Source organism: Actinokineospora lacus (genome assembly GCF_053813445.1).
Genome location: NZ_JBQERA010000004.1, coordinates 356,182 through 378,474 on the forward strand (window position 1 = coordinate 356,182; position 22,293 = coordinate 378,474).

Annotated in this window: 8 protein-coding genes; 3 read left to right on the forward strand and 5 right to left on the reverse strand. The window is 73.2% G+C overall.

Annotated features, from left to right (window positions below):
- Window positions 1-49: 49 nt before the first annotated feature.
- Both ACTG9Q_RS12570 and ACTG9Q_RS12575 read left to right on the forward strand, forming a co-directional pair.
- Window positions 50-1,087, forward strand: a complete 1,038-nt coding sequence (locus tag ACTG9Q_RS12570; RefSeq protein WP_455572898.1) for a ketoacyl-ACP synthase III family protein — start codon at window positions 50-52, stop codon at window positions 1,085-1,087.
- A gap of 33 nt (window positions 1,088-1,120) precedes the next feature.
- Window positions 1,121-15,754, forward strand: coding sequence for an SDR family NAD(P)-dependent oxidoreductase (locus ACTG9Q_RS12575; protein WP_455572899.1), 14,634 nt, complete (start codon window positions 1,121-1,123; stop codon window positions 15,752-15,754).
- A gap of 18 nt (window positions 15,755-15,772) precedes the next feature.
- Here ACTG9Q_RS12575 and ACTG9Q_RS12580 read toward each other — a convergent pair whose 3' ends face one another.
- The 4 genes from ACTG9Q_RS12580 to ACTG9Q_RS12595 are packed head-to-tail and all read right to left on the reverse strand — an operon-like array spanning window position 15,773 to window position 19,195.
- A complete protein-coding gene (locus tag ACTG9Q_RS12580) occupies window positions 15,773-16,594 on the reverse strand; it encodes a tryptophan 2,3-dioxygenase (RefSeq protein WP_455572900.1) in 822 nt (273 codons plus the stop codon).
- Window positions 16,595-16,600: 6 nt separating this feature from the next.
- Window positions 16,601-17,401: an alpha/beta hydrolase gene (locus ACTG9Q_RS12585; protein WP_455572901.1), complete on the reverse strand. Its 801-nt coding sequence runs from the start codon at window positions 17,399-17,401 to the stop codon at window positions 16,601-16,603.
- A complete protein-coding gene (locus tag ACTG9Q_RS12590) occupies window positions 17,392-18,000 on the reverse strand; it encodes a DUF6875 domain-containing protein (protein WP_455572902.1) in 609 nt (202 codons plus the stop codon). Before ACTG9Q_RS12590 ends, ACTG9Q_RS12585 begins: the two co-directional genes overlap by 10 nt.
- Window positions 18,001-18,007: 7 nt before the next feature.
- Window positions 18,008-19,195, reverse strand: a complete 1,188-nt coding sequence (locus ACTG9Q_RS12595) for an FAD-dependent monooxygenase (protein WP_455572903.1) — start codon at window positions 19,193-19,195, stop codon at window positions 18,008-18,010.
- A gap of 394 nt (window positions 19,196-19,589) precedes the next feature.
- Between ACTG9Q_RS12595 and ACTG9Q_RS12600 the strand changes: the two genes are divergently transcribed.
- Window positions 19,590-20,309 carry a VOC family protein gene (locus ACTG9Q_RS12600; protein ID WP_455572904.1) on the forward strand — a complete coding sequence of 240 codons (720 nt, stop codon included), beginning with the start codon at window positions 19,590-19,592 and terminating at the stop codon, window positions 20,307-20,309.
- Between the two features lie 169 nt (window positions 20,310-20,478).
- Here ACTG9Q_RS12600 and ACTG9Q_RS12605 read toward each other — a convergent pair whose 3' ends face one another.
- The gene (locus tag ACTG9Q_RS12605; protein WP_455572905.1) at window positions 20,479-21,270 is read right to left on the reverse strand and encodes a class I SAM-dependent methyltransferase; all 792 of its coding nucleotides are present in this window, start codon (window positions 21,268-21,270) and stop codon (window positions 20,479-20,481) included.
- Between the last annotated feature and the right edge of the window lie 1,023 nt (window positions 21,271-22,293).

The window sequence follows — 22,293 nt, forward strand, 5'->3', positions numbered from 1 at the left end:
CTGACAACGACCTGGGGCTTGCAGAGTCCACACGAGGTGGAGGAACCCCTTGAGGTACGACGACGTCCACATCATGGCGACCGGCGCCTGGCTGCCGCCCCGGCGCCCGCTCGCCGACCTGGTCGAGTCCGGCGAGTGCCCGCCTGCCCTGCCCGCCCGCGCGGACATGGTGTCCGTGGCCGTCTCCGAGCGCGAGTCGGCTCCGGAGATGGCAGTGCTCGCCGCCCGCTCCGCGTTGGCCCGGGCCGGGTCCACTCCGTCCGATGTGGACATCGTGTTGCACGCCAACACCTACTACCAGGGCCACGACGCCTGGGCGGTGGCCTCCTACATCCAGGGCCAGACCATCGCCAACCAGCGCCCCGCGGTGGAGATCCGCCAGATGTCCAACGGGGCGCTGGCCGCGCTGGACCTCGCCGCCGCCTACCTCGCCGCCGACCCGGGGCGCCGCGACGCGCTGGTCACCACCGGCGACCGCTACTGCCCGCCCGGCTTCGACCGCTGGCGCGTCGACCCCGGCACCGCCTACGCCGACGGTGGCACCGCGCTCGTGCTGTCCCGCCGCGGCGGTTTCGCCCGCCTCGTGTCGCTGGCCATGCACTCCGACCCCGAGCTGGAGCCCATGCACCGCGGCGACGACCCGTTCGGCGACGCCCCCCTCTCGCACCGCGTGCCCATCGACTTCGAGGCCGCGACCAAGGCGTTCAACCGGGCCCACGGCGTGCCGTACTCGCTGGGCAAGCTCACCGAGGGCCAGTCGGTGGTCATCAAGCACGCCCTCGCCGAGGCCGACCTCGACCTCGCCGACGCCGAGTGGGTGGTGCTGCCCAACTTCGGCCGACTGCGGCTGCAGGCGTTCTACTACGACCCGTTCGGCATCGCGGCGGTGCGCACCGCGTGGGACTGGGGCCGCACCGTCGGCCACCTCGGGGCGGGCGACCAGATCGGCGGGCTCGACCACCTGGTCACCACCGGCCGCGCCCGTCCCGGCGACCGGGTGGTGCTGGTCGGCATCGGCGCGGGCTACAGCTGGGGCTGCGCCGTCCTGGAGATCACCGAGGTCCCGGCGTGGGCAGCCCGCCACTGACCGGCAGAAGCGACGTGGAGAGTGGGACCGAGCATGCACGGCATCACGGACGCGCACGACGCACCTGATGGACCCGGCGGCCCGGTGGCGGTCATCGGCATCGCCTGCCGGTTCCCGGAGGCCGACGGCCCGGACGCCTTCTGGCGGCTGCTGCGCGATGGCGGGCACACCGTGCGCCACGCCCCGCCGGAGCGCGGCGGGGCGTGGGGCTCCTTCCTCGACGGCGTCGACCGGTTCGACCCGGAGTTCTTCCACATCTCCCCGCGCGAGGCCGCCGCCATGGACCCGCGCCAGCGCCTGGTGCTGGAGCTGGGCTGGGAGGTGCTCGAACACGCGGGCGTGCTGCCCGCCGCCGTCGCGGGCACCCGGCTCGGGGTGTTCGTCGGCACCATGTGGGACGACTACGCGCACCTGGCCTACCGCCACATCGCCACCGCCGTGGGCAGCCACACCGCCACCGGGGCCAACCGCGGCGTCATCGCCAACCGGCTCTCGCACTTCCTGCGCGCGACCGGGCCCAGCATGACCGTCGACACCGGGCAGTCGTCGTCGCTGGTGGCGGTGCACCTGGCGTGCGAGAGCCTGCGCCGCGGCGAGGCGGACACCGCCGTCGCCGCCGGGGTCAACCTGTGCCTGCTCGCCGACACCGCGGTGGTGTCCGAGCGCTGGGGCGGGCTGTCGCCGGACGGGCGCTGCCACACCTTCGACGCGCGCGCCAACGGGTACGTGCGGGGCGAGGGCGGCGCGGCCGTGCTGCTCAAGCCGCTGGCCCGCGCGCTCGCCGACGGCGACGACGTGCTGTGCGTGATCGACGGCAGCGCGGTCAACAGCGGCACCGGCTCCGCGCTGACCCTGCCCAGCGCGGACGCCCAGGCCGACCTGCTGCGCGCGGCGTACCGGCGGGCCCGCGTCGACCCCACCGACGTGGGCTACGTCGAGCTGCACGGCACCGGCACCAGGGCGGGCGACCCGGTCGAGGCCGCCGCGCTGGGCCGGGTGCTCGGCGCGGCGCGGACGGCCGGGCCGCTGCGGGTGGGCTCGGTCAAGACCAACATCGGCCACCTCGAAGGCGGCGCGGGCCTGGCCGGGCTGGCCAAGGTGGTGCTGAGCATCAGGAACCGGGCGCTGCCCGCGAGCCTCAACTACCGCCGCCCCAACCCCGACATCGACCTCGACGGGCTCAACCTGGCCGTGCAGCAGCGGTTCGAGCCGTGGGCGGGCGAGGTCCTGGTCGCCGGGGTCAGCTCGTTCGGCATGGGCGGCGCCAACTGCCACGTCGTGCTGTCCTCCCCGCCCGTTTTGGCGGACACCGCGCCCGGCCGGGCGCCACTGCCCGTGCCCGCGCCGCTCGTGGTCTCCGGCCGTACCGAGGAAGCCCTGCGCGATCAGGCTTTGCGGCTCCGGGAACGACTGGACAGCGATCTGTCCATCATGGACGCGGCTCGCTCGACGGTCTCGACGCGCACGCTGTTCGAGCACCGGGCCGTCGTCCTCGGTGGGGACCGCTCCGCCGCGCTGTCGGGTCTGGCCGCCGTGGCGTCGGGCGCCCCGCACAGCGGCGTCGTGCGCGGGCGGCCGGACCCGGGCGCTCTCGCCGTGCTGTTCACCGGGCAGGGCGCGCACCACGTCGGGATGGGGGCGGGGCTGGAGGTGTTCCCGGCCTACGCCGAGGCGTTCGACGCCGTCTGCGCCGCGTTCGACCCGCTGCTCGGGCGCGGGCTGGCCGAGGTGATCACCACCGGCGACGGCCTCGACCGCGCCGAGCACGCCCAGCCCGCCCTGTTCGCCCTCGAAGTCGCGCTGTACCGGCTCGTCGAGTCCTTCGGGGTGGTCCCGGCGTTCCTGGCGGGCCACTCCGTCGGCGAGTTCGCCGCCGCCCACGTCGCGGGCGTGCTGTCCCTGCCCGACGCGTGCGCGGTGGTCGCCGCCCGCGGCGCGCTGATGGGCGCGCTGCCGCCGGGCGGGTCCATGGTGTCGGTGGCCGCGCCCGCCGACGAGGTCGCGGGCCTGCTCGTCGCCGGGACGGCCGTCGCGGCCGTCAACGGGCCCCGCGCGACCGTCGTCTCCGGAGCCGGACCCGCCGTCGCCGAGGTCGCCGCGCGGCTGCGCGAGCGCGGCCACCGGACCAGCGAGCTGGCGGTCACCCACGCCTTCCACTCCCCGCTCATGGAGCCCATGCTCGCCGACTTCGCGGCCGCCTGCGCCGCGGTGTCCTACGGCCGGGCCCGCCTGCCGATCGTCTCGACCGTGACCGGACGGCCGGTCGACCCGGCCGAGATGTCCACACCGGACTACTGGGTCACCCACGTGCGCGAGCCCGTGCGGTTCCTCGACGCCGTGCGCACCCTCGACGCCGCGGGCGCGGGCACCTACTTGGAGCTGGGACCGCGCGCGGTGCTGTCCGCCCTCGTCCCCCGGTGCCTGCCCGAGGCGGGTGCGAGCCTGGCGCTCAGCGCCTTGCGGACCAAGCGGCCTGCCGTCGACAGCGTGCTCACCGCCCTGGCCCACCTGACCACCCGCGGCCTCCCGGTCACCTGGACCACGACAACCGGCGACGGCCCCCGCCCCGCCCTCCCCACCTACCCCTTCCAACGCGAGCCCTACTGGCTGGACACCACCGGAGCCCCGCAGGCAAGCGCGGACGCCGCAGAGCCGACGGTCGACGCCGACCCCACTCCGGCCGCCCTGTCCGGGCAGGCGGCGGGCGTGCGGGGTGAACACTCAAACGCGGTCCCCACGTACACCGCGGAGCAGGCAGTCAGCGATACCCGCGGGCCCGCTCCGACCGCCCTGTCCCGGCAGGCGGCGACCGACCTCGTCCTCGCGCACGTGCGGGCCACCACCGGGCTGCCCGAGGACAAGGCGGTCGACCCGCGCACACCGTTCACCGAACTCGGGTTCGACTCGCCCATGGCCGTGGAGTTCCGCAACTCCCTCGCCGCCGCCACCGGCATCGCCCTGCCCAGCGGCCTGGCCTACGACCACCCGACCCCGGCCGCCGTGGTCGACCGCCTCCTGGCCGACACCCAGGAGGACGGCCCCGCCACCCCCACCGCGCCGACCATCGCGGCCGACGACCCGGTGGCCATCGTCGGCATGGCCTGCCGCTACCCGGGTGGCGTCGCGTCGCCGGATGACCTGTGGCGGCTGGTGGCCACGGGCGGCGACGCCACCACCGCGTTCCCCGCCGACCGCGGCTGGCCCGCCGACCTGGTCGACCCCGACCCGGACCGGCCGGGGAGCAGCACCGTCGGCCGCGGCGGCTTCCTCGCCGCCGCCTGCGAGTTCGACGCCGCCTTCTTCGGCATCTCCCCGCGCGAGGCCCTGGCCATGGACCCGCAGCAGCGGCTGCTGCTGGAGACCGCGTGGCACGCCGTCGAGGACGCCGGGATCGACCCGGCCGCCCTGCGCGGCTCCGACACCGCGGTGTACGTGGGCGCGTCCCCGCTGGAGTACGGGCCGCGCATGCAGGACGCGCCGCGCCCGGTCGAGGGGTACGCCCTGACCGGCGGCACGCCGAGCGTGCTGTCCGGCCGGGTCGCCTACCAGTTCGGCTTCACCGGCCCCGCCGTCACCATCGACACCGCCTGCTCCTCATCCCTGGTCGCGATCCACTCCGCCATCCGGGCACTGCGCTCCGGCGAGTGCGCCACCGCGCTGGCCTGCGGCGTCGCGGTGATGTCGTCGCCGGGGATGTTCGTGGAGTTCAGCAGGCTGCGCGGGCTCTCGCCAGACGGCCGCTGCCGCTCGTTCGCCGCGTCGGCCGACGGCACCGGGTGGGCCGAGGGCGTGGGCGTGCTGGTGCTGGAGCGCCTGTCGGACGCGGTGCGCAACGGCCACCGCGTGCTGGCGCTGCTCCGGGGTTCCGCGGTGAACCAGGACGGCGCGTCCAACGGCCTCACCGCCCCGAACGGCACATCACAGCAGGCGGTCATCCGCCGCGCGCTGGCCGACGCAGGCGTGGACGCGTCCGATGTGGACGTTGTGGAAGCCCACGGAACCGGCACGAAACTGGGCGACCCGATCGAAGTCGAGGCGTTGCTGGCCACCTACGGCCGCGCCCACGACCCGGACCGGCCGTTGTGGCTGGGCTCGCTGAAGTCCAACATCGGGCACGCCCAAGCCGCGGCAGGCGTGGGCGGCGTGATCAAGGTCGTCAAGGCCCTGCACGCGAACCGCCTCCCCAAGACCTTGCACGTCGACGCGCCCACCCCCCTGGTCGACTGGTCAGCGGGCACCATGCGCCTCCTGACCGACGAACAGCCCTGGCCCACCACCGACGCACCACGCCGCGCAGCGGTGTCCTCCTTCGGCATCAGCGGCACCAACGCCCACCTCATCATCGAGGAAGCCCCCACCCAACAGCCACCGGGACGCGACCCGGGCCAGGCGGTCACCACCCACGACACCCGCCAGCCGCCGTCCCGCGAGCGCGAACCGGACCAGGCGGTCACCGCCCGCAGCACCCCGCAGCCACCGCAACGCGGGCACGAAACGGGCTGGGTGCCCTGGGTGGTCACCGCCCGCGACCCCGCCGCGCTGCGGGCCCAGGCCGCCGGGCTGCGGACCGCCCTCGCCGACGCCGACCCGCGCGACGCGGGCTGGTCACTGGCCACCACCCGCGCCACCCTCGACCACCGTGCCGTCGTCATCGGCGCCGACCGTGACACCCTGCTCACCGGTCTCGACGCCCTCCTCGAAGGCCGGGCCGCTGCGAACCTCACCACCGGCGCTGGCGGCGGCGGGCGGCTGGCCTTCCTGTTCACCGGCCAGGGCGCCCAACGTCTCGGCATGGGGCGGGAGTTGCACACGGCGGTCCCGGAGTTCGCCCGCGCGCTGGACACCGTGGCCGCCGAACTGGACCGGCACCTGCCGACCCCCCTGTACGAGGTCATGTGGGGCGATGACCCGGCCCGGCTCGACCGCACCGAGTACACCCAGCCCGCGCTGTTCGCCGTCGAGGTGGCCCTGGCGGACCTCCTGGCGCGCTGGGGCGTGCGCGCCGATGTCCTCATTGGACATAGCATCGGTGAGATCGCCATGGCCCACATCGCGGGCGTGCTGTCCCCGCCCGACGCCTGTGCCTTGGTCGCGGCCCGCGGCAGGCTCATGCAGGCCCTGCCCGACGGCGGGGCGATGGCCTCCGTCGAGGCGACCGAGGCCGAACTCGCCGCGCACCTGACCGCCGACACCGGCATCGCCGCCGTCAACGGGCCGACGTCGGTGGTGGTGTCCGGGGCGGCCGAGACCGTCGACGGGATCGCCGCACACTTCGCTGGGTTGGGCAGGCGCACCAGCCGCCTGCGGGTCAGCCACGCCTTCCACTCCCCGCTGATGGCCCCGGTGCTCGCCGAGTTCGCCCGAGTCGCCGCCGGATTGACCTACCACCCGCCAACCGTGCCACTGGTGTCCACACTGGACCCCCATGGCGACTTCGCCGCCGACTACTGGGTGCGCCACGTCCGCGACGCGGTCCGCTTCCACGATGGTGTCCGCGCGCTGGCCGCTCACGGCGTGGGAACCGTCGTCGAACTCGGCCCCCGCGCCCTGCTCGCCTCCCAGGTCGCCGCCACCGACGACGCCCTCGCCGCCGTACCCGCGCTGCGTCACGACCGCCCCGAGCCCGCCGCCCTGCTCACCGCCCTGGCCCAGGTGTTCACCCGCGGCGGGGAGGTCGGCTGGGACCGGGTGTTCGCAGGCCACGTGCCAGTCCGGGTCGACCTGCCCGCCTACCCATTCCAGCGGGAACGGTTCTGGCTCACCGCCACGCGCCGCGAGTCCGGCGCCGACCACCCGTTCCTGACGGCGGTGGCCGAACTCGCCGAGGGCGGGGCCACCGTGCTCTCCGGCTCGCTGTCACTGGCCGACCACCCGTGGCTGGCCGACCACGCCGTACTCGGCCGCGTCCTGCTGCCCGGCGCGGCGTTCGCCGACCTCGCCCTGCGCGCCGCCCGCGAGACCGGCCACGACCGGGTGGACGACCTGGTGGTGTCCGCCCCGCTCGTCCTGCCCGCCACCGGCACCGTCCACTTGCAACTGATCGCCGCCCCCGCCGACGCCGACGGCCGCCGGACCCTGTCCGTGCACGCCCGCCCGGACGGCGAGCCCGAGTGGACCCGCCACGCCACCGCCGTCCTCACCACCGGCGCGACCGCCCCGCAGGGCGAACCCCTCTGGCCGCCCAACGACGCAGTCGAACTCAACACCGACGGCGTCTACGACAACCTGGCCGCCGCCGGCTACGCCTACGGCCCCAGCTTCCGCGGCCTGGGCCGAGTCTGGCGGCGCGGGGAGGACCTGTTCGCCGAACTGGCCGCTCCCCCAGCCGACGGCTTCCTCATCCACCCGGCCCTGCTCGACGCCGCCCTGCACCCCCTCCTGTTCGACGTCCTAACCGGCTCCCGCCCGGTCCTGCCGTTCTCCTGGGACGGCGTCACCCTGCCCGCACCCGGCGCCACCGCAACCCGCGTCCGGCTGGCCAACGGCTCGATAACCCTGCTCGACAACGCAGGCACACCGGTCGCAGCCGTCACGACCCTGACCATGCGCCCGGCATCCGACGACCGCGCAGGCACCCTGTTCCGCCTCCAGTGGACCCCACACCCAGCCACCACCGAGGCCACCTGGTTCCCAGACTGGAACACCCTGTCCGCCGCCAACACCGCACCCCCCACAGCCCTGATCCCCTTCCCCTGCCCAGACGTGCGCACCGCCACCCACAGCGCCCTGGCAATGGCCCAGGCATGGCTGGCCAACCCCCGTTTCGCCCAGTCCCGCCTGGTCCTGGCCGCCCACGGCAACCCCGTAGCGGTAGCCGCCATCCAGGGCCTCTTCCTCTCAGCCGAAACCGAACACCCAGGCCGCTTCGCCACAGTGGACACCGACGACCCCACCACTTCCACCGTCGCCAACGCCCCACGCCAACGACTCCGCAACGGCGTCCTGTCCGTCCCCCACCTGGAGCCAGTCCCCACCCCGCCCAGCACCACCCACTCAGGCGCTGCCAACACCGGCAGCACCGACCCGACCAGTGCCAACACCGGCAGCACCAACTCCAACGACGCCCACCCAAGCGGCACCAACGCAGGCGATCCCGACTCCAGCGACACCGACTCACGCGCCACCGACTTCGGCGCTGTCACCAGGGACGGCATCGGCTCGGGTGGTTCCGGCATAAACGGCCCCGTCCTGATCACCGGCGGCACTGGCGGGCTCGGCGGGCTGCTGGCGCGTCACCTGGTCCTCACCCACGGCGTGCGGGACCTGCTGCTGACCAGCCGCCGCGGCCCTGCCGCCCCGGGCGCCACCGCACTGGCCGCCGACCTGCGCCAGCTGGGCGCGCACGTCACCGTCGCCGCGTGTGACGCCGCCGACCGCGACGCCCTCGCCGCCCTGCTGGCCGAGCACCCGGTGACCGCCGTGGTGCACGCCGCGGGCGTGCTCGATGACGGGGTGCTGACCGCGCTGACCGCCGAGCGGTTGGACGCCGTGCTGCGCCCCAAGACCGACGCCGCGTGGAACCTGCACGAGCTGACCGGCGACCTGACCGCGTTCGTGCTGTTCTCGTCGGTGTCCGGCCTGACCGGCACCGCGGGCCAGGCCAACTACGCCGCCGCCAACGCCGCGCTCACCGGCCTCGCCGAGCACCGGCACGCCCTCGGCCTGCCCGCGACGGCCCTGGCCTGGGGGCTGTGGGACGACCACGCGGGCATGGGCGCCGGACTGGCGGGCCGCGACACCGCCCGCTTCGCCACCGACGGAATCCTGCCCCTGGACCACACCCAGGCGCTCGACCTGTTCGACGCCGCCCTCGCCCACCCCGACCCGGTCTTGGTCCCGGTGCGCCTGGCCCCCACCGCCACCCGCGTACCCGCCGTACTACGGCGGCAGGTGCGCCTCAGCAGCCCCGCCCCCCGCCCGACCGCCCGCGGCCCCGTCCCCGAGTTGGCCGCCCTGCCCCGCGCCGAGCGGGAACGCGCCCTGCTCGGTGTCGTGCGCGCCGCCGCAGCCACCGTGCTCGGCCACGCCGACCCCGGCGCGCTCGACACCGAGCGCACGTTCCGCGAACTCGGCTTCGACTCGCTGACCTCGGTCGAGCTGCGCAACCGCGTCGACGCCGCGACCGGCCTGCGACTGCCCGCCGCTCTGGTGTTCGACCACCCCACCCCGGACGCGCTGGCCGCCCACCTCGCCGACCGCCTCACCGCGGCGCCCGCCCCGGTCGCCGCCGTGCGAACCGCGCCCGCCGACGAACCGGTGGCGATCGTCGGCATGGCCTGCCGCTACCCGGGCGGCGTCACCTCGCCGCGGGAGCTGTGGGACCTGGTCGCCTCCGGCGGCGACGCGATCACCGCTTTCCCCGACAACCGCGGCTGGCCCACCACCCTGTTCGACCCCGACCCGGACCGGGCGGGCCACAGCACCGTCCGCGCGGGCGGGTTCCTGCTCGACGCCGACCAGTTCGACGCCGGATTCTTCGAGGTCTCCCCGCGTGAAGCGCTGGCCATGGACCCGCAGCAGCGGCTGCTGCTGGAGACCACCTGGGAAGCACTGGAGGACGCGGGCGTCGACCCCACCGCACTGCGCGGCTCCGAGACCGGCGTGTTCGCCGGGCTGATGTACCACGACTACGCCCCCAGCGCCGACCGCATGCCCGCCAACCTGGAGGGCCTGCTGCTCACCGGCAACCTCGGCAGCGTGCTGTCCGGCCGGGTCGCCTACCAGTTCGGCTTCACCGGCCCCGCCGTCACCGTCGACACCGCCTGCTCCTCATCCTTGGTGGCGATCCACTCCGCCATCCGGGCACTGCGCTCCGGCGAGTGCTCGACGGCCATCGCGGGCGGTGTGACCGTCATGGCCACACCCGGGACCTTCATCGAGTTCAGCCGTCTCCGCGGACTGTCCCCCGACGGCCGCTGCCGCTCGTTCGACGCCTCCGCCAACGGCACCGGATGGGCCGAAGGCGCCGGTGTCCTGGTGCTGGAACGCCTCTCGGACGCCGAGCGCAACGGCCACCGCGTACTCGCCGTCATCCGGGGCAGCGCCGTCAACCAGGACGGCGCCTCCAACGGCCTCACCGCCCCGAACGGCACCTCCCAGCAAGCAGTGATCCGTCGCGCCCTGGCCGACGCGGGCCTACAACCGTCCGATGTAGACGCAGTGGAAGCCCACGGCACCGGCACGCGACTCGGCGACCCCATCGAAGCCGAGGCCCTGCTGGCAACCTACGGCCAAGCCCGCAACCCCGACCGCCCGCTGTGGCTGGGCTCCCTGAAATCCAACATCGGCCACACCCAAGCCGCCGCGGGCGTGGGCGGCCTGATCAAGATGGTAGGCGCCCTCAACGCCGAAACCCTGCCCAGAACCCTGCACGTGGACACCCCCACCCCCTTGGTCGACTGGTCGTCAGGCACCGTGCGCCTGCTCACCGAACCGCAACCCTGGCACCGCACCAAAACCCCCCGCCGAGCGGCGGTGTCCTCCTTCGGCATCAGCGGCACCAACGCCCACATCATCATCGAGGAAGCCCCCACACCTCGGACAACCACCACCACGCAACGAGCCCAAGCCACCGAACCACAGGCCACCGCCAGCAGCCCCAGCGCACCGCGAACCCAAGTCCCCCCCACCGCGGCAACCGAACCAGTACCCCAAACAGCCACCGCCAACAACTTCGCCGCGCTGCAAGCCCAAGGCAGCGGAATGCCGGCCATTCCCGAAACCGAGCCGGTGCCGTGGGTGGTCACCGCCCGCGACGCCGCCGCGCTGCGGGCGCAAGCGGCCCGGCTGCGACCAGCCCTCGCGGAGGCCGACCCGTACGACGCGGGCTGGTCGCTGGCAGGCACCCGCTCCGTCTTCGAGCACCGCGCCGTCGTCGTCGGTGATCGCGCGGCCCTGCTGCGGGGCCTCGATGCCCTCGCCAAGGGGGAGCCCGCCCCCACCCTCACCACCGGCCGCGTCGTCCGCGCCCGGCGCAAGGTCGTGTTCGTCTTCCCCGGCCAAGGCGCGCAGTGGCAGGGCATGGGCGCCGGTCTGCTGGCCGAGCCGGTGTTCGCGGCCTCGGTCGCCGACTGCGAACGCGCCCTCGCACCCTATGTGGACTGGTCGCTGACCAACGTCCTGCGCGGCGCGCCCTCGGCTCCCGCGCTCGACCGGGTCGACGTCGTCCAGCCCGCCCTGTTCGCGATGATGGTCTCGCTGGCCGCGCTGTGGCGGGCGGGCGGTGTCGAGCCCGCGGCCGTGGTCGGCCACTCCCAGGGCGAGATCGCCGCGGCCTGCGTCGCCGGGGCGCTCAGCCTCGATGACGCCGCCCGAGTGGTCGCCCTGCGCAGTCGTGCCCTGCTCGCCGTGGCGGGCGCGGGCGGCATGATGGCGGTCCCGCTCCCCCGTGCCGAGACCGAATCCCTGTTGACCGCCGGGCTGTCGGTCGCCGCCGTCAACGGCCCGGAGTCCACTGTGGTCTCCGGTGACGCCGCCGAGCTGGCCGCGCTGCACGCGCGACTCGTCGCCGACAGCGTCAACGCCAAGGTCGTCCCCGTCGACTACGCCTCGCACTCGGCCCACGTCGAGCGCATCCAGGACGACCTGGCCGTCCTGCTGGCGCCGGTGCGGCCCCTGCGGCCCACCGTGCCGATGATGTCCACGGTCACCGCCCACCTCGTCGGCGAGCACGAGGTCGACGCGGGCTACTGGTACCGCAGCCTGCGCCAGACCGTGCGCCTCGACAGCGCCATCCGGGCCCTGCTCAACGACCACCACGACGCGTTCGTGGAGATCAGTCCGCACCCGGTCCTCACCGCCGCCGTCGGCCGGACGATCGAGGACGCGGGCGCGGACGCCACTGTCACCGGCACCCTGCGCCGCGACCAGGGCAGCCCCGCGCGGATGGTCACCGCCCTCGCGGAGGCGTTCACCTCCGGCGTCGACGTCGACTGGGGTTCCCGGTTCACCGGGGCGACCAGGGTCGCCCTCCCCACCTACCCGTTCCAGCGGCAGCGCTACTGGATCGACCCGCCCGGCCACCCGCTGCTCACCACCGCGATCGACGCGGCGACCGGCGACACCCTGTTCAGCGGCCGGGTGGGCCTCGACACCCACCCCTGGCTCGCCGACCACACCGTGCGCGGATCGGCCCTGCTGCCGGGCACGGCGTTCGTCGAACTCGCCCTGCACGCCGCCCACCACGCGGGCTGCGCCCAGGTCGACGACCTCACCATCACCGCGTCTCTGCCGCTGCCCGAGACCGGCGGCGTCGACCTCCAGGTCATCCTCGGCCCGGCAGACAGCGCGGGCAGGCGCCCCGTGGCCGTGCACTCCCGCGCCGACCACACCTGGACCCGCCACGCAAGCGGCACGGTATCCACCGCCAGCCCCGACGAGGAGCCCCCGGTAACCCGCCCGGAGTCCGGCGAAATCACCATCAACGGCGTCTACGACCGCCTGGCCGCCGCCGGATTCGGCTACGGCCCCGCCTTCCGCGGCCTGCGCCGAGCCTGGCGCACCACCGACGGCTTCATCGCCGAGATCGCCCCGCCCTCAGGCCGAGGCTTCACCATCGACCCCGCCGCCCTGGACTCCGCCCTGCACCCACTGCTGCTCGGCGTGCTGGACGGCTCCCCACCCGTGCTCCCGTTCGCCTGGACCGGCGTCCGCACCCACCCCGGCGGCCCACCCGCGTTGGTCCGCCTCCGCACAACCGGCGACTCAGCCGAGATGACCGTCGCCGACCCCGCCGGGCACCCCGTCATCACCATCGAATCCCTGGCCCTGCGCCCACTGACCCCCACCCCAAACGGCCTGTTCCGCATCGAGTGGACCACCCTCCCCCTTTCGAGCCCCACTCAACCCACCGCCCTCGCCCTACTGGGCACCAGTCCGTCCACAGTGGTGCCCAGCCCCACCAACCCGGCGTCCCTCAGCATCGACGTGCCCACCGCCAACTCGGCGGTGCTCGACACCGGCGTCACCCGCAACGGTGACTTGTCCACTGTGGTGACTTCCGGCGTCACCAGAACTGCCCTCACCATCCACGTCCCTGCCAACGGTGACCTGCCCACCGCAACGAACACCGACCCCAATGGTGATCTGTCCACTGTGGCGGGCAGTGCGCACGCCGACTTGGCCGCGTTGGTCGCCGCCGGGGTCCCGGACACCGTCGTGGCGGTGCTGCCCGCCGGATCGGGCGGTGACCTGGCCGCGCGGACCCGCGACCTGGTGCACCACTGCCTCGACCTGATCCGCTCCTGGCTGGCCGAGGACCGCGTCGCACACGCCCGGCTGGCCCTGGTCACCCATGGCGCGGTCGCCACCACGGCGGCCGAGCAGCCCGACCCGGCCGCTGCCGCCGCGTGGGGCCTCGTCCGCTCAGCGCAGACGGAGAACCCGGGTCGGTTCGTCCTGATCGACCTGGACGACCGCCCCACGTCCCTCAAGGCCCTGCCCGCCGCCCTGGCCACGGACGAACCGCAGCTCGCCCTGCGCGACGGGGCCGCGACCGCGCCCCGGCTGACCCCCGCCCCCGCCGACGCCCTGCGGCTGCCCGACGGCCGCTGGCGGCTGGCCCCCGGCACCCACAAGGCGCCGGACGACCTCACCGTCGTGACCCTGCCCGACGACGACGCCCCGCTGGGCCCCGGGCAGGTCCGGGTCGCCGTGCGCGCGGCGGGTCTGAACTTCCGTGACGTGCTGATCGCCCTCGGCGTCGTCCCCGAACGCAACATCAGCATGGGCGCGGAAGGCGCGGGCATCGTCACCGCGACCGGCCCGGGCGTGGACGACCTGGTCCCCGGCGACCGCGTCTTCGGCTACTTCGACGGCGCGTTCGGCCCCACCGCCACCGCCGACCGCGCGCTGCTGGCCCGCGTGCCCGACGGCTGGACCCTGGCGCAGGCCGCGGCCGTCCCCGTCGTCCACCTCACCGCCTACTACGGGCTGGTCGACCTCGGCCAGGTACGCCCCGGCGACACCGTCCTCGTCCACGCGGGCGCGGGCGGCGTCGGCACCGCCGCCATCGGGCTCGCCCGGCACCTGGGCGCCGAGGTGTTCGCCACGGCCAGCCCCGCGAAGTGGCCCGCGCTGCGCGCCCTCGGCGTCCCCGCCGACCGGATCGCCAGCTCCCGGACCCTCGACTTCGCAGGCGCGTTCCGGGACGCGACCGCCGGGCGGGGCGTGGACGTCGTGCTCAACGCCCTCGCGGGCGAGTACACCGACGCCTCGCTGGCCCTGCTGGCCCCCGGCGGCCGGTTCCTGGAGATGGGCAAGACCGACATCCGCGACGCCGCCGCGGTGGAAGCCGCGCGCCCGGGAATCTCCTACCACGCCTACGACCTGACCACCCTCGCCCGCACCGACGGCGTCGATGGCGCCGACCCGGGGCGCATGCGGGAGATCCTGGCCACCGTGCTCGAGCTGTTCGACCGGGGCGCGCTGCGGCCGTCGCCGCTGACGGTGTGGGACATCCGCAGGGCCCCGGAAGCGTTCCGGTTCCTCGCCCAGGCCCGCGCGGTCGGCAAGGTCGTGCTGAGCGTGCCCGCCACCGGCACCGGGACCGTGCTCATCACCGGCGGGACCGGCGTGCTCGGCGCGCACGTGGCCCGCCACCTCGCGCGCTCCCACGGGGTCCGCGACCTGCTGCTGGTCAGCCGGACGGGCGCGGACGCGCCGGGCGCGGCCGATCTGGTCGCCGACCTGGCCGCTCTCGGGGCCCGCGCCACCGTCGCCGCCTGCGACACCGCCGACCGCGCCGCCGTCGCCGCCCTGCTGGCCGCCATCCCGCCGGAGCGCCCGCTCACCGCGGTCGTCCACGCGGCGGGCGTGCTCGACGACGGCCTCGCCGCCACCCTCACCCCGGACCGGCTCGACTCGGTCCTGCGGCCCAAGGCCGACGCGGCCTGGCACCTGCACGAGCTGACCAAGGACCTCGACCTGACGGCGTTCGTGCTGTTCTCCTCGTTCGCGGGCGCGAGCGGCGCGGCGGGCCAGGCCAACTACGCCGCGGCCAACTCCTTCCTCGACGCCCTCGCCGACCACCGCCGCGCCCTCGGCCTGCCCGCCACGTCCATCGCCTGGGGCCTCTGGGCGGACGCCAGCGGCATGACGGCCCACCTCACCGAGACCGACCACCGCCGCATGCGCACCTCGGGCCTGGTCCCCATCACCACCGAGCACGGCATGGCGCTGTTCGACGCCGCCCTCGCCCAGGCCGCCCCCGCCGTGGTCGCCGCCCCACTCGACCCGACCGCCCTCGCCACCCACGCCGAGCACCTGCCCGCCGTCCTGCGCGCCCTGACCGCACCCCTGCTGTCCCGCCCGGCACCCGCCCGCACCCGCCCCGCTCCCACGCAGGCCGCACCCGCCGTCCCGGCCGAGCCCCCCGCCGTCCTGCGCGAACGACTCGCCCCCCTGACCGACACCGAACGGTCCACTGTGCTCATCGACCTGGTCCGCACCCACACCGCCGCCGTGCTCGGCTACCCCGACCCCGACCACATCGACCTCGACCGCGCCTTCGAGCAAATGGGCATCGACTCCCTGACGTCGGTCGAACTCCGCAACCGGATCAGCGCCGACACCGATCTCAAGCTCTCCACCACCCTCGTGTTCGACCACCCCTCCACAGCGGACCTGGTCGCCCACCTCAAAACCCGCCTCGACCTCGACCCGCGGTGACCGCGCCAACGCCATCTTTCACAGCAGTGTCCGGGCTGACCACAGTTCCGGGAAGAAACGGTGCTCGTTGACCCTGCGGAGCCAAGACGCGCCGCAGGTGCCGCCCGTGCCGGGTTTCGTGCCGATGATCCGCTCCACCGTCAACAGGTGCAGGGCCCGCCAGCGGCTCATGCCCTCGGCGAGGTCCATCAGCGCCTCGCCGAGGCGGGGAAGCTCGGCCTCGGGGGGTTCGGCGGCGTAGACATCCCGCCATGCCTGCTCCACCGCCGCGCAGGATCGATACGGGATGGCAGGATTCCTGGCCAGCGTCTCAGTGGGGATGGGAGCTCCGCGACGAGCCAGGAGTGCCACCGCCGCATCGTACAGGCTCGGGGAATGCAAAGCGGCCCGCACCGCTTCGGCGACCTCGGCCGGTTTCCGGTGCGGGCGCGCCAAGGCTGGGTCCTTGTTGCCCAACACGTACTCCACCATCCTGTACATGTAGGACTGCACTCCTGACGCCTGTCCCAGGTGTTCTCGGAAACCGTTGAAATCGCCAGGAGTCAGGGTGCTCAGAACGTCCCAACAGGACAGAAGCACATCGACTGCCTTGCGAGAGCGGGAGAGGACGCGGACGGTGGCGCCCACCTCGTCGGCGTCGAGCAGGGTCCGAGCCCGGCAGGATTCCTCGTACAGCAGCTTGAACAGCAGCTCCTTCACTTGACCCATGATGTAGAAGCCCAGCTCGGCGGGTTCCGCGGATCGGGGGTTCTGCAGCGACAGGAGCGTGTCGATGCTCTGGTAGTCGATGTAGGGGGTCCTGCCGCCGAAGTCCAGGAGGGGGCTGGTGTCGGGGTCCATCTCAGGTCACCTCAGGAGTGTGGTCACCGCCGCGCCCAGCGCGGTGGTGGGGTCGGCCAGGTCAAAGCAGATGTCGAAGTGGTTGCGACCCCGGGCGCGCAGTTCCGTCACCTGGTTGCCGCGCAGCGCCCGGTGGAAGTCCCGGTGCTGGCGGGTGAACTCGGTGGTCTCGTGCTCGCCCAGCGCCAGCACCAGCGGCGGCAGACGCGCGGGGAGGTGGCGGATCGGGCTGTTGCGCGCGGCCTCGTCCTGGTCCATGCCAATCGCGTCGTTCACGCCGGTGCGCAGCAGGGGTTCCAGGTCGTAGACCCCGCTGAGCAGCACGCCACCGCGCAGTGGCAACCCCCCGGTGATCAGGGACATGGCGGCCAGGTGAGCACCCGCCGAGCTGCCCGCCAGCACGACGGCCTCGGGCGAGCAGCCCAGCGAACCCGCCCGCGAGCACAACCGCGCGGTGGAACGCCGCACCATGGACACGATCTCGTCCATCCGGTGCGCCGGAGCCAGCCCGTACCCGATGGCGGCGTAGGAGATCCCCCTCGGCACCAGCCCCAGAGCGGGGAAGGACGCGTCCGACTTGCCGAGTTGCTGCCAGTACCCGCCGTGGACGAAGACCAGCAGGGGCGATCCGGGGCCCGCCGGGAAGAAGTCGGCGTCGCCGAGGTCCCACCAGGGCAGGCAGGTGCGGGCCAGCGCGCTCTCCCGGGCGTAGCGCTCCAACTCGGCGGCCAGAGCGGGCACCCGCGAGCTGGGCGAGTACTCGCGCTCCAGCTCGGCGGGCGGCAGTTCGTCCCACCTCACCGCCATCGGCTGGCCGCTTCGGCGTAAAGGTCGGCGAACAGGGGGTCGACGTGGCCTCGCGAGGCGTAGTGGCCGCCGAAGCGGGCCTGGTACGCGGCGAACCACTCGGGGTCCTCGTGCAGGAACAGGATGTCGTGGTACGCCATGCGGCGCAGCGCCAAGAGGGGCATGGGAGAGCGGGAGACCTGGAAGCCGGGGTTGCGAGCGGCCCGCTCGTCGCAGAGCGGGTGGAACTGGCCCAGCATCAGGCCCTGCGCCACCAGTCCCGGCTTGGCCGCGGCCTGCGCCCGGTCAAGGGCCGCCCAGTCGGCCAAGCCGTCCAGGACCACGACCAGGGTGTGCAGGGCCGCGTTCTCGGCGCTCCAGTGCTCGGCGCGGAACGCCGTCGTCATCCGGTCGATCACGGCGGTCAGCTCGGTGCCACCCGCCTCGGGGCGGACCGGCCAGCGGCGCACGACCAGCGTTCCCGCCGAGCGGGCCGGGCCGACGAACGGGCACACCGCCCCCGTCCTGCCGATCTCCGGGTGCGGCCTGGTCAGGTACTCATCGACCCACTCGTGCACGCTCCACGGGACTTCCAGGGCCGATCCTCGGTTTCTCTGCACGGGAACCTCATCTCATGGCGTGATCGGCGAGCACGTCGTGGCCGAAGAGCAGGTCCGCCTCCTGCCGCGTCACCGTCGGGAACGCGGCGTCGCGGGCCCGCTGCGAGGGACCGTCGGGGAGTTGGAACTCCTCGCCGCGCTCGCGGCTGCGGAGCTGGATGTCGGTGGCGCGGGCGATGCGCAGGCCCTCGTAGCGGCGCAGCGCCGCGGGCACGTCCGCCACGCCGCCCGCCGCCAGGCAGCGCGCCAGCACGACGGCGTCCTCGGCGGTCTGCGCGGCGCCTTGGCCGAGGAAGGGGAGCATGCCGTGGGCGGCGTCGCCGAGCAGCGCCACCCGACCGAAGGCCCAACGCGGCAATGGGTCCTTGTCGAAGATCGGCCAGGAAGTCCCGTCCCCGGCCGCCGCGAGCAGGTGGTGCACCTCCGAGTGCCAGCCCGCGAACTCCGCGTGCAGCGCGCCGCCGTGGACGGGGGTGCCCGCCGGAGGGCCCTCGCCCGGCGCGGCGGGAACCCAGATCATCACGTTGACGGCCGCACCCGTGCAGATGGGGTAGTGGACAATGTGCCGCCCCGGGCCGATCCAGACCGAGTAGGAGTGGCGAACGGGCTCCGGTGCCTGCTCAGCGGGCATCAGGAACCGGAACGCCCGCATGTCCATCCGGTTGAGCCGCTGCGCCCCGCCGTGCAGCTCCCCCGCGATGGCAGAGCGCAGGCCGTCCGCGGCGATGACGACGTCGGCGTCCACCCGGTGCCGCCCGCCTGCCCGGTCGACCAGACCGACCTCGACCGTCCGTCCGTGGTCGCGGACCTCGGCGCAGCGAAACCCGGGGCGGACCTGTCCAGGCGGGAGGGCCGCCAGGAGGACGCTCTGGAGATCGGCGCGGTAGACGCCGTGGCAGGCGTAGCCGTACTGCTCGGCGGCGGTGCGGCCAAGCGGCTTCACGGCCAGGACCGCGCCGTCCTGCCACCTCCGCAACAGCCCGCCGTCCTCGTGGACGAAGCTGATCCGCTCGAACCGCTCCCCCAACCCGAGCCGCCACAGCAGGCGCACCGCGTTGGAGCCCATGAGCAGACCGGCCCCGGCCTCGCGCAGCTGCGCGGCCTGGTCGTAGACCTCGGCCCGCAGCCCCTCCCGCTGGAGCGCGATCGCGGTCAGCAGGCCGCCGATGCCCGCACCGACGATGACGATCCGCATGGCGTGCCTCCGTCGCTCGTGGTGACCGGGGAACGGTGGAGAGTGGACCGAGGTCGTCCACCAGCAATTTTCTGTGGGAGGACCGAGTCCGGCAGCACAGGACCGAGTGAAACGCCGTTCACTACCTGATTGAGGGACAAGGGGTTCACCCGACGGATGAATGAGACGTCGAGCCAAAAGAACGAAGTGAATACCTTCGCAGGCTTCGGTTTGTCGACACCCGCCCGCTCGGACACGAGATCGCAACATCGCGCGCCGAGAGGTTTAACGCTCTCAATGGAGGGTACGACAACAGATTGCCCTGCCAGTCGACTGGGCGCTACCTATCCCCGAGCGCATAACATCGCCTACTCGACGGCGCGGAGGGCGTGCCGCTGTCTTGGGAGGTGTAGGCGTGACATGTGACCTCATCACGCTCTGTTTCGACGCGAATGACCCGCCGCGCCTCGTGCGGTTCTGGGCAGGGGTCCTGGACTGGGAGACGGACGATTCCCAGGACGCCATCGCGCTCCTGCCCAGCGACGACACCGGGTTTCGAATCCGGTTCCTTCCGACCCGGGAGCAGAAGACCCGCCAGAACCAGGCGCACTTCGACCTGACGAGCACGTCCCTCGACGACCAGCAGCAGACGGTGGCGAAGGCGCTGGCACTCGGCGCCCGGCACATCGACATCGGCCAGCGCCCGGAGGAGGGTCATGTCGTGCTCGCCGATCCCGAAGGCAACGAGTTCTGCGTCATCGAGCCGGGCAACGACTTCCTGGCCGACTGCGGATTCGTCGGGGCACTCGCGTGTGACGGGTCGCAGGAGGTCGGCTACTTCTGGAGCGAGGCGCTGGGCTGGCCGCTGGTCTGGGACCAGGACCAGGAGACCGCGATCCGCTCACCGCACGGCGGCCCCAAGATCACCTGGGGCGGCCCGCCCTTTGAGCCGAAGACCGGGAAGAACCGGCTGCACTTCGACATCGCCCCACCCGCCCACGGTGATCAGCGGGCGGAGGTCGACCGTCTCCTCTCCCTCGGGGCCACCCGCGTCGACATCGGCCAGGGCGAGGTCGACCGGGTGGTCATGGCCGACCCCGACGGCAACGAGTTCTGCGTGTTGACCCCGCGTTAGCGCAAACGTTTCGCAGGCGGCTGCTCACAAGACTGATCGAACGCGAGACCTTCACCGCCGACAGGCCCCCATCGGGGACCCCGCACTCGCGCCCACTACACAGAGTCCTACAAGGACGAGAAGCGACCCAGTCGGTAGGCGCTTCCGGAAGCGCCTACCGAATCGGGTCTCACGCCATGGGACGGCGGCCCCACGCCGAGAAGATCAGCGCCGTCGGGTCGATGCCCGGGCCGTCCATGGCGGCGGTCAGCGCGTCGGCCTGGGTGGCGTCCACCAGGCCGGTGCCCACGCCGAACGGCAGGACCTGCTGCCACGAGTTGCGCCACATCTCCTCGGCGGAGTCCCGCAGACCGAGCGCCAGCGGACTGGTGCGCAGCCCCAACTCCGTCAGCCCGGCATCAGCCAGGCGGGAGGGCAGCCAACGTCCCCAGTTGAGGTCCGCGCCGTGCACCAGGATCACGTCGAACAGCAGCTTGATGACGTCGCGCAGCGCGGGGTGCGACTCGTCCATCGGCAGGACGTACAGGTCCTCCACGAGCAGGTAGCCGCCCGGCTTCAGCCAGGACGCCGCCGCGCGCAGGATCTCATCCCGCTGCGGCAGGTGGGTCAGCAGTAATCGCGTGTGGATTAAGTCGAAAGACCCCTCGGGAAAGCCGTCCTGGGTGATGTCCATGCCCACGATGTCGAGGTTCGACGACCGCCGCGGGTCCAGGAACCTCGGGTCGATGTCGGCCGCCACGACGCGCCCGTCCGGACACCGCTCGGCCAGGTGGTAGGCCACCGACCCGGCGCCCGCGCCCATCTCCAGGCAGTCCCAGTGCGGCTGGACGCCGAGCCTGCCCACGATGTCGAGGGTGACCGGGTCGCAGGCCCGCTCCAGTGACCGCAACCGTTCCAACTCGGTGGTGTATTCCTTGCTGAGAACACCGTTGGCGTAGTCGAATCCCAGGTCAGTACTCATACTTCCGGCACCCTTCACATCGTCAGCACGAACCGCACCGGCCGACCACCGACCCCGGCCTCACCCGAGCGCCACCCCCGTACGGCCAAACGGACGATCACCTACCGCGTAACGGAAGCAATCCCATCCGCCTGATCGCAGGCGGGCAACCAGATGCGCGGCCGAAAGCTACCGGACCACTCCGCCTTTCGTCCACAAGTTCCATTGATCAAATGTTCCACAACCGACTATCGAGAAATTCCGCCAAGGACCCACAATGCCCGGCCGGTCCGCAGTGGACAGCCCGACCGCACGGCCGTCAGGCACGAGTGACCAGCTGGCCGTGACAGACCCTCACCTTATGCCGCACGGAATGAAGGGAAATCCGATGCCCACCGGCCGACCCGGCGATGCCGCGGGCACGACCGCCAACGATGGACGAGCCCGTCGCGGGCCGTGAATCTCCCGGCCTGCCCGCGCAGGCAGCTCAAGCCGCCCGCTCCGGCAACCTGATCGGGACACCCGTCCGTGCCGGGAAGCGGTGTGCGTTCCGGTGTGGACGTACGCGCGGGGCCGCTCCAGCTAGCCGCCAACGCGACACAGCGCACCTGGTTCCCGACCTGGCCATCGCCGGGGCCGCCACGCCACGAGTGACGCCTGCGGAATCCAGGACACACGTGCTCGTTGCCATGATTTGGCAGCATTCTCACTTTTGTTGACCCGTTTGCCCGAAAAGCGCAGCACGTGATGCGCATTCGTTCACGGAACAACCAAGCCCAGGGGCACCCGAAAGGCGTAATCGATCACCACTGGTGATCATCTTCGCCGCTCGATCCGTTCAGGTGACAGCGGGTTCACCCCGACAGTGGAGTTTGAGGCGGTTCGCGTCAGGGCCCGGATGACATCCGTATTGACGACATTGCTCCACGCAGGCGTCTGGTTATCAATACCGCTGCTCCACGCAGGTGCTCCTTTCCGCGCACCATGGCGCCCGACCACGGCGACTCGGTATTCATAGAGACGTCAACCTCGCTCACCGAGAAT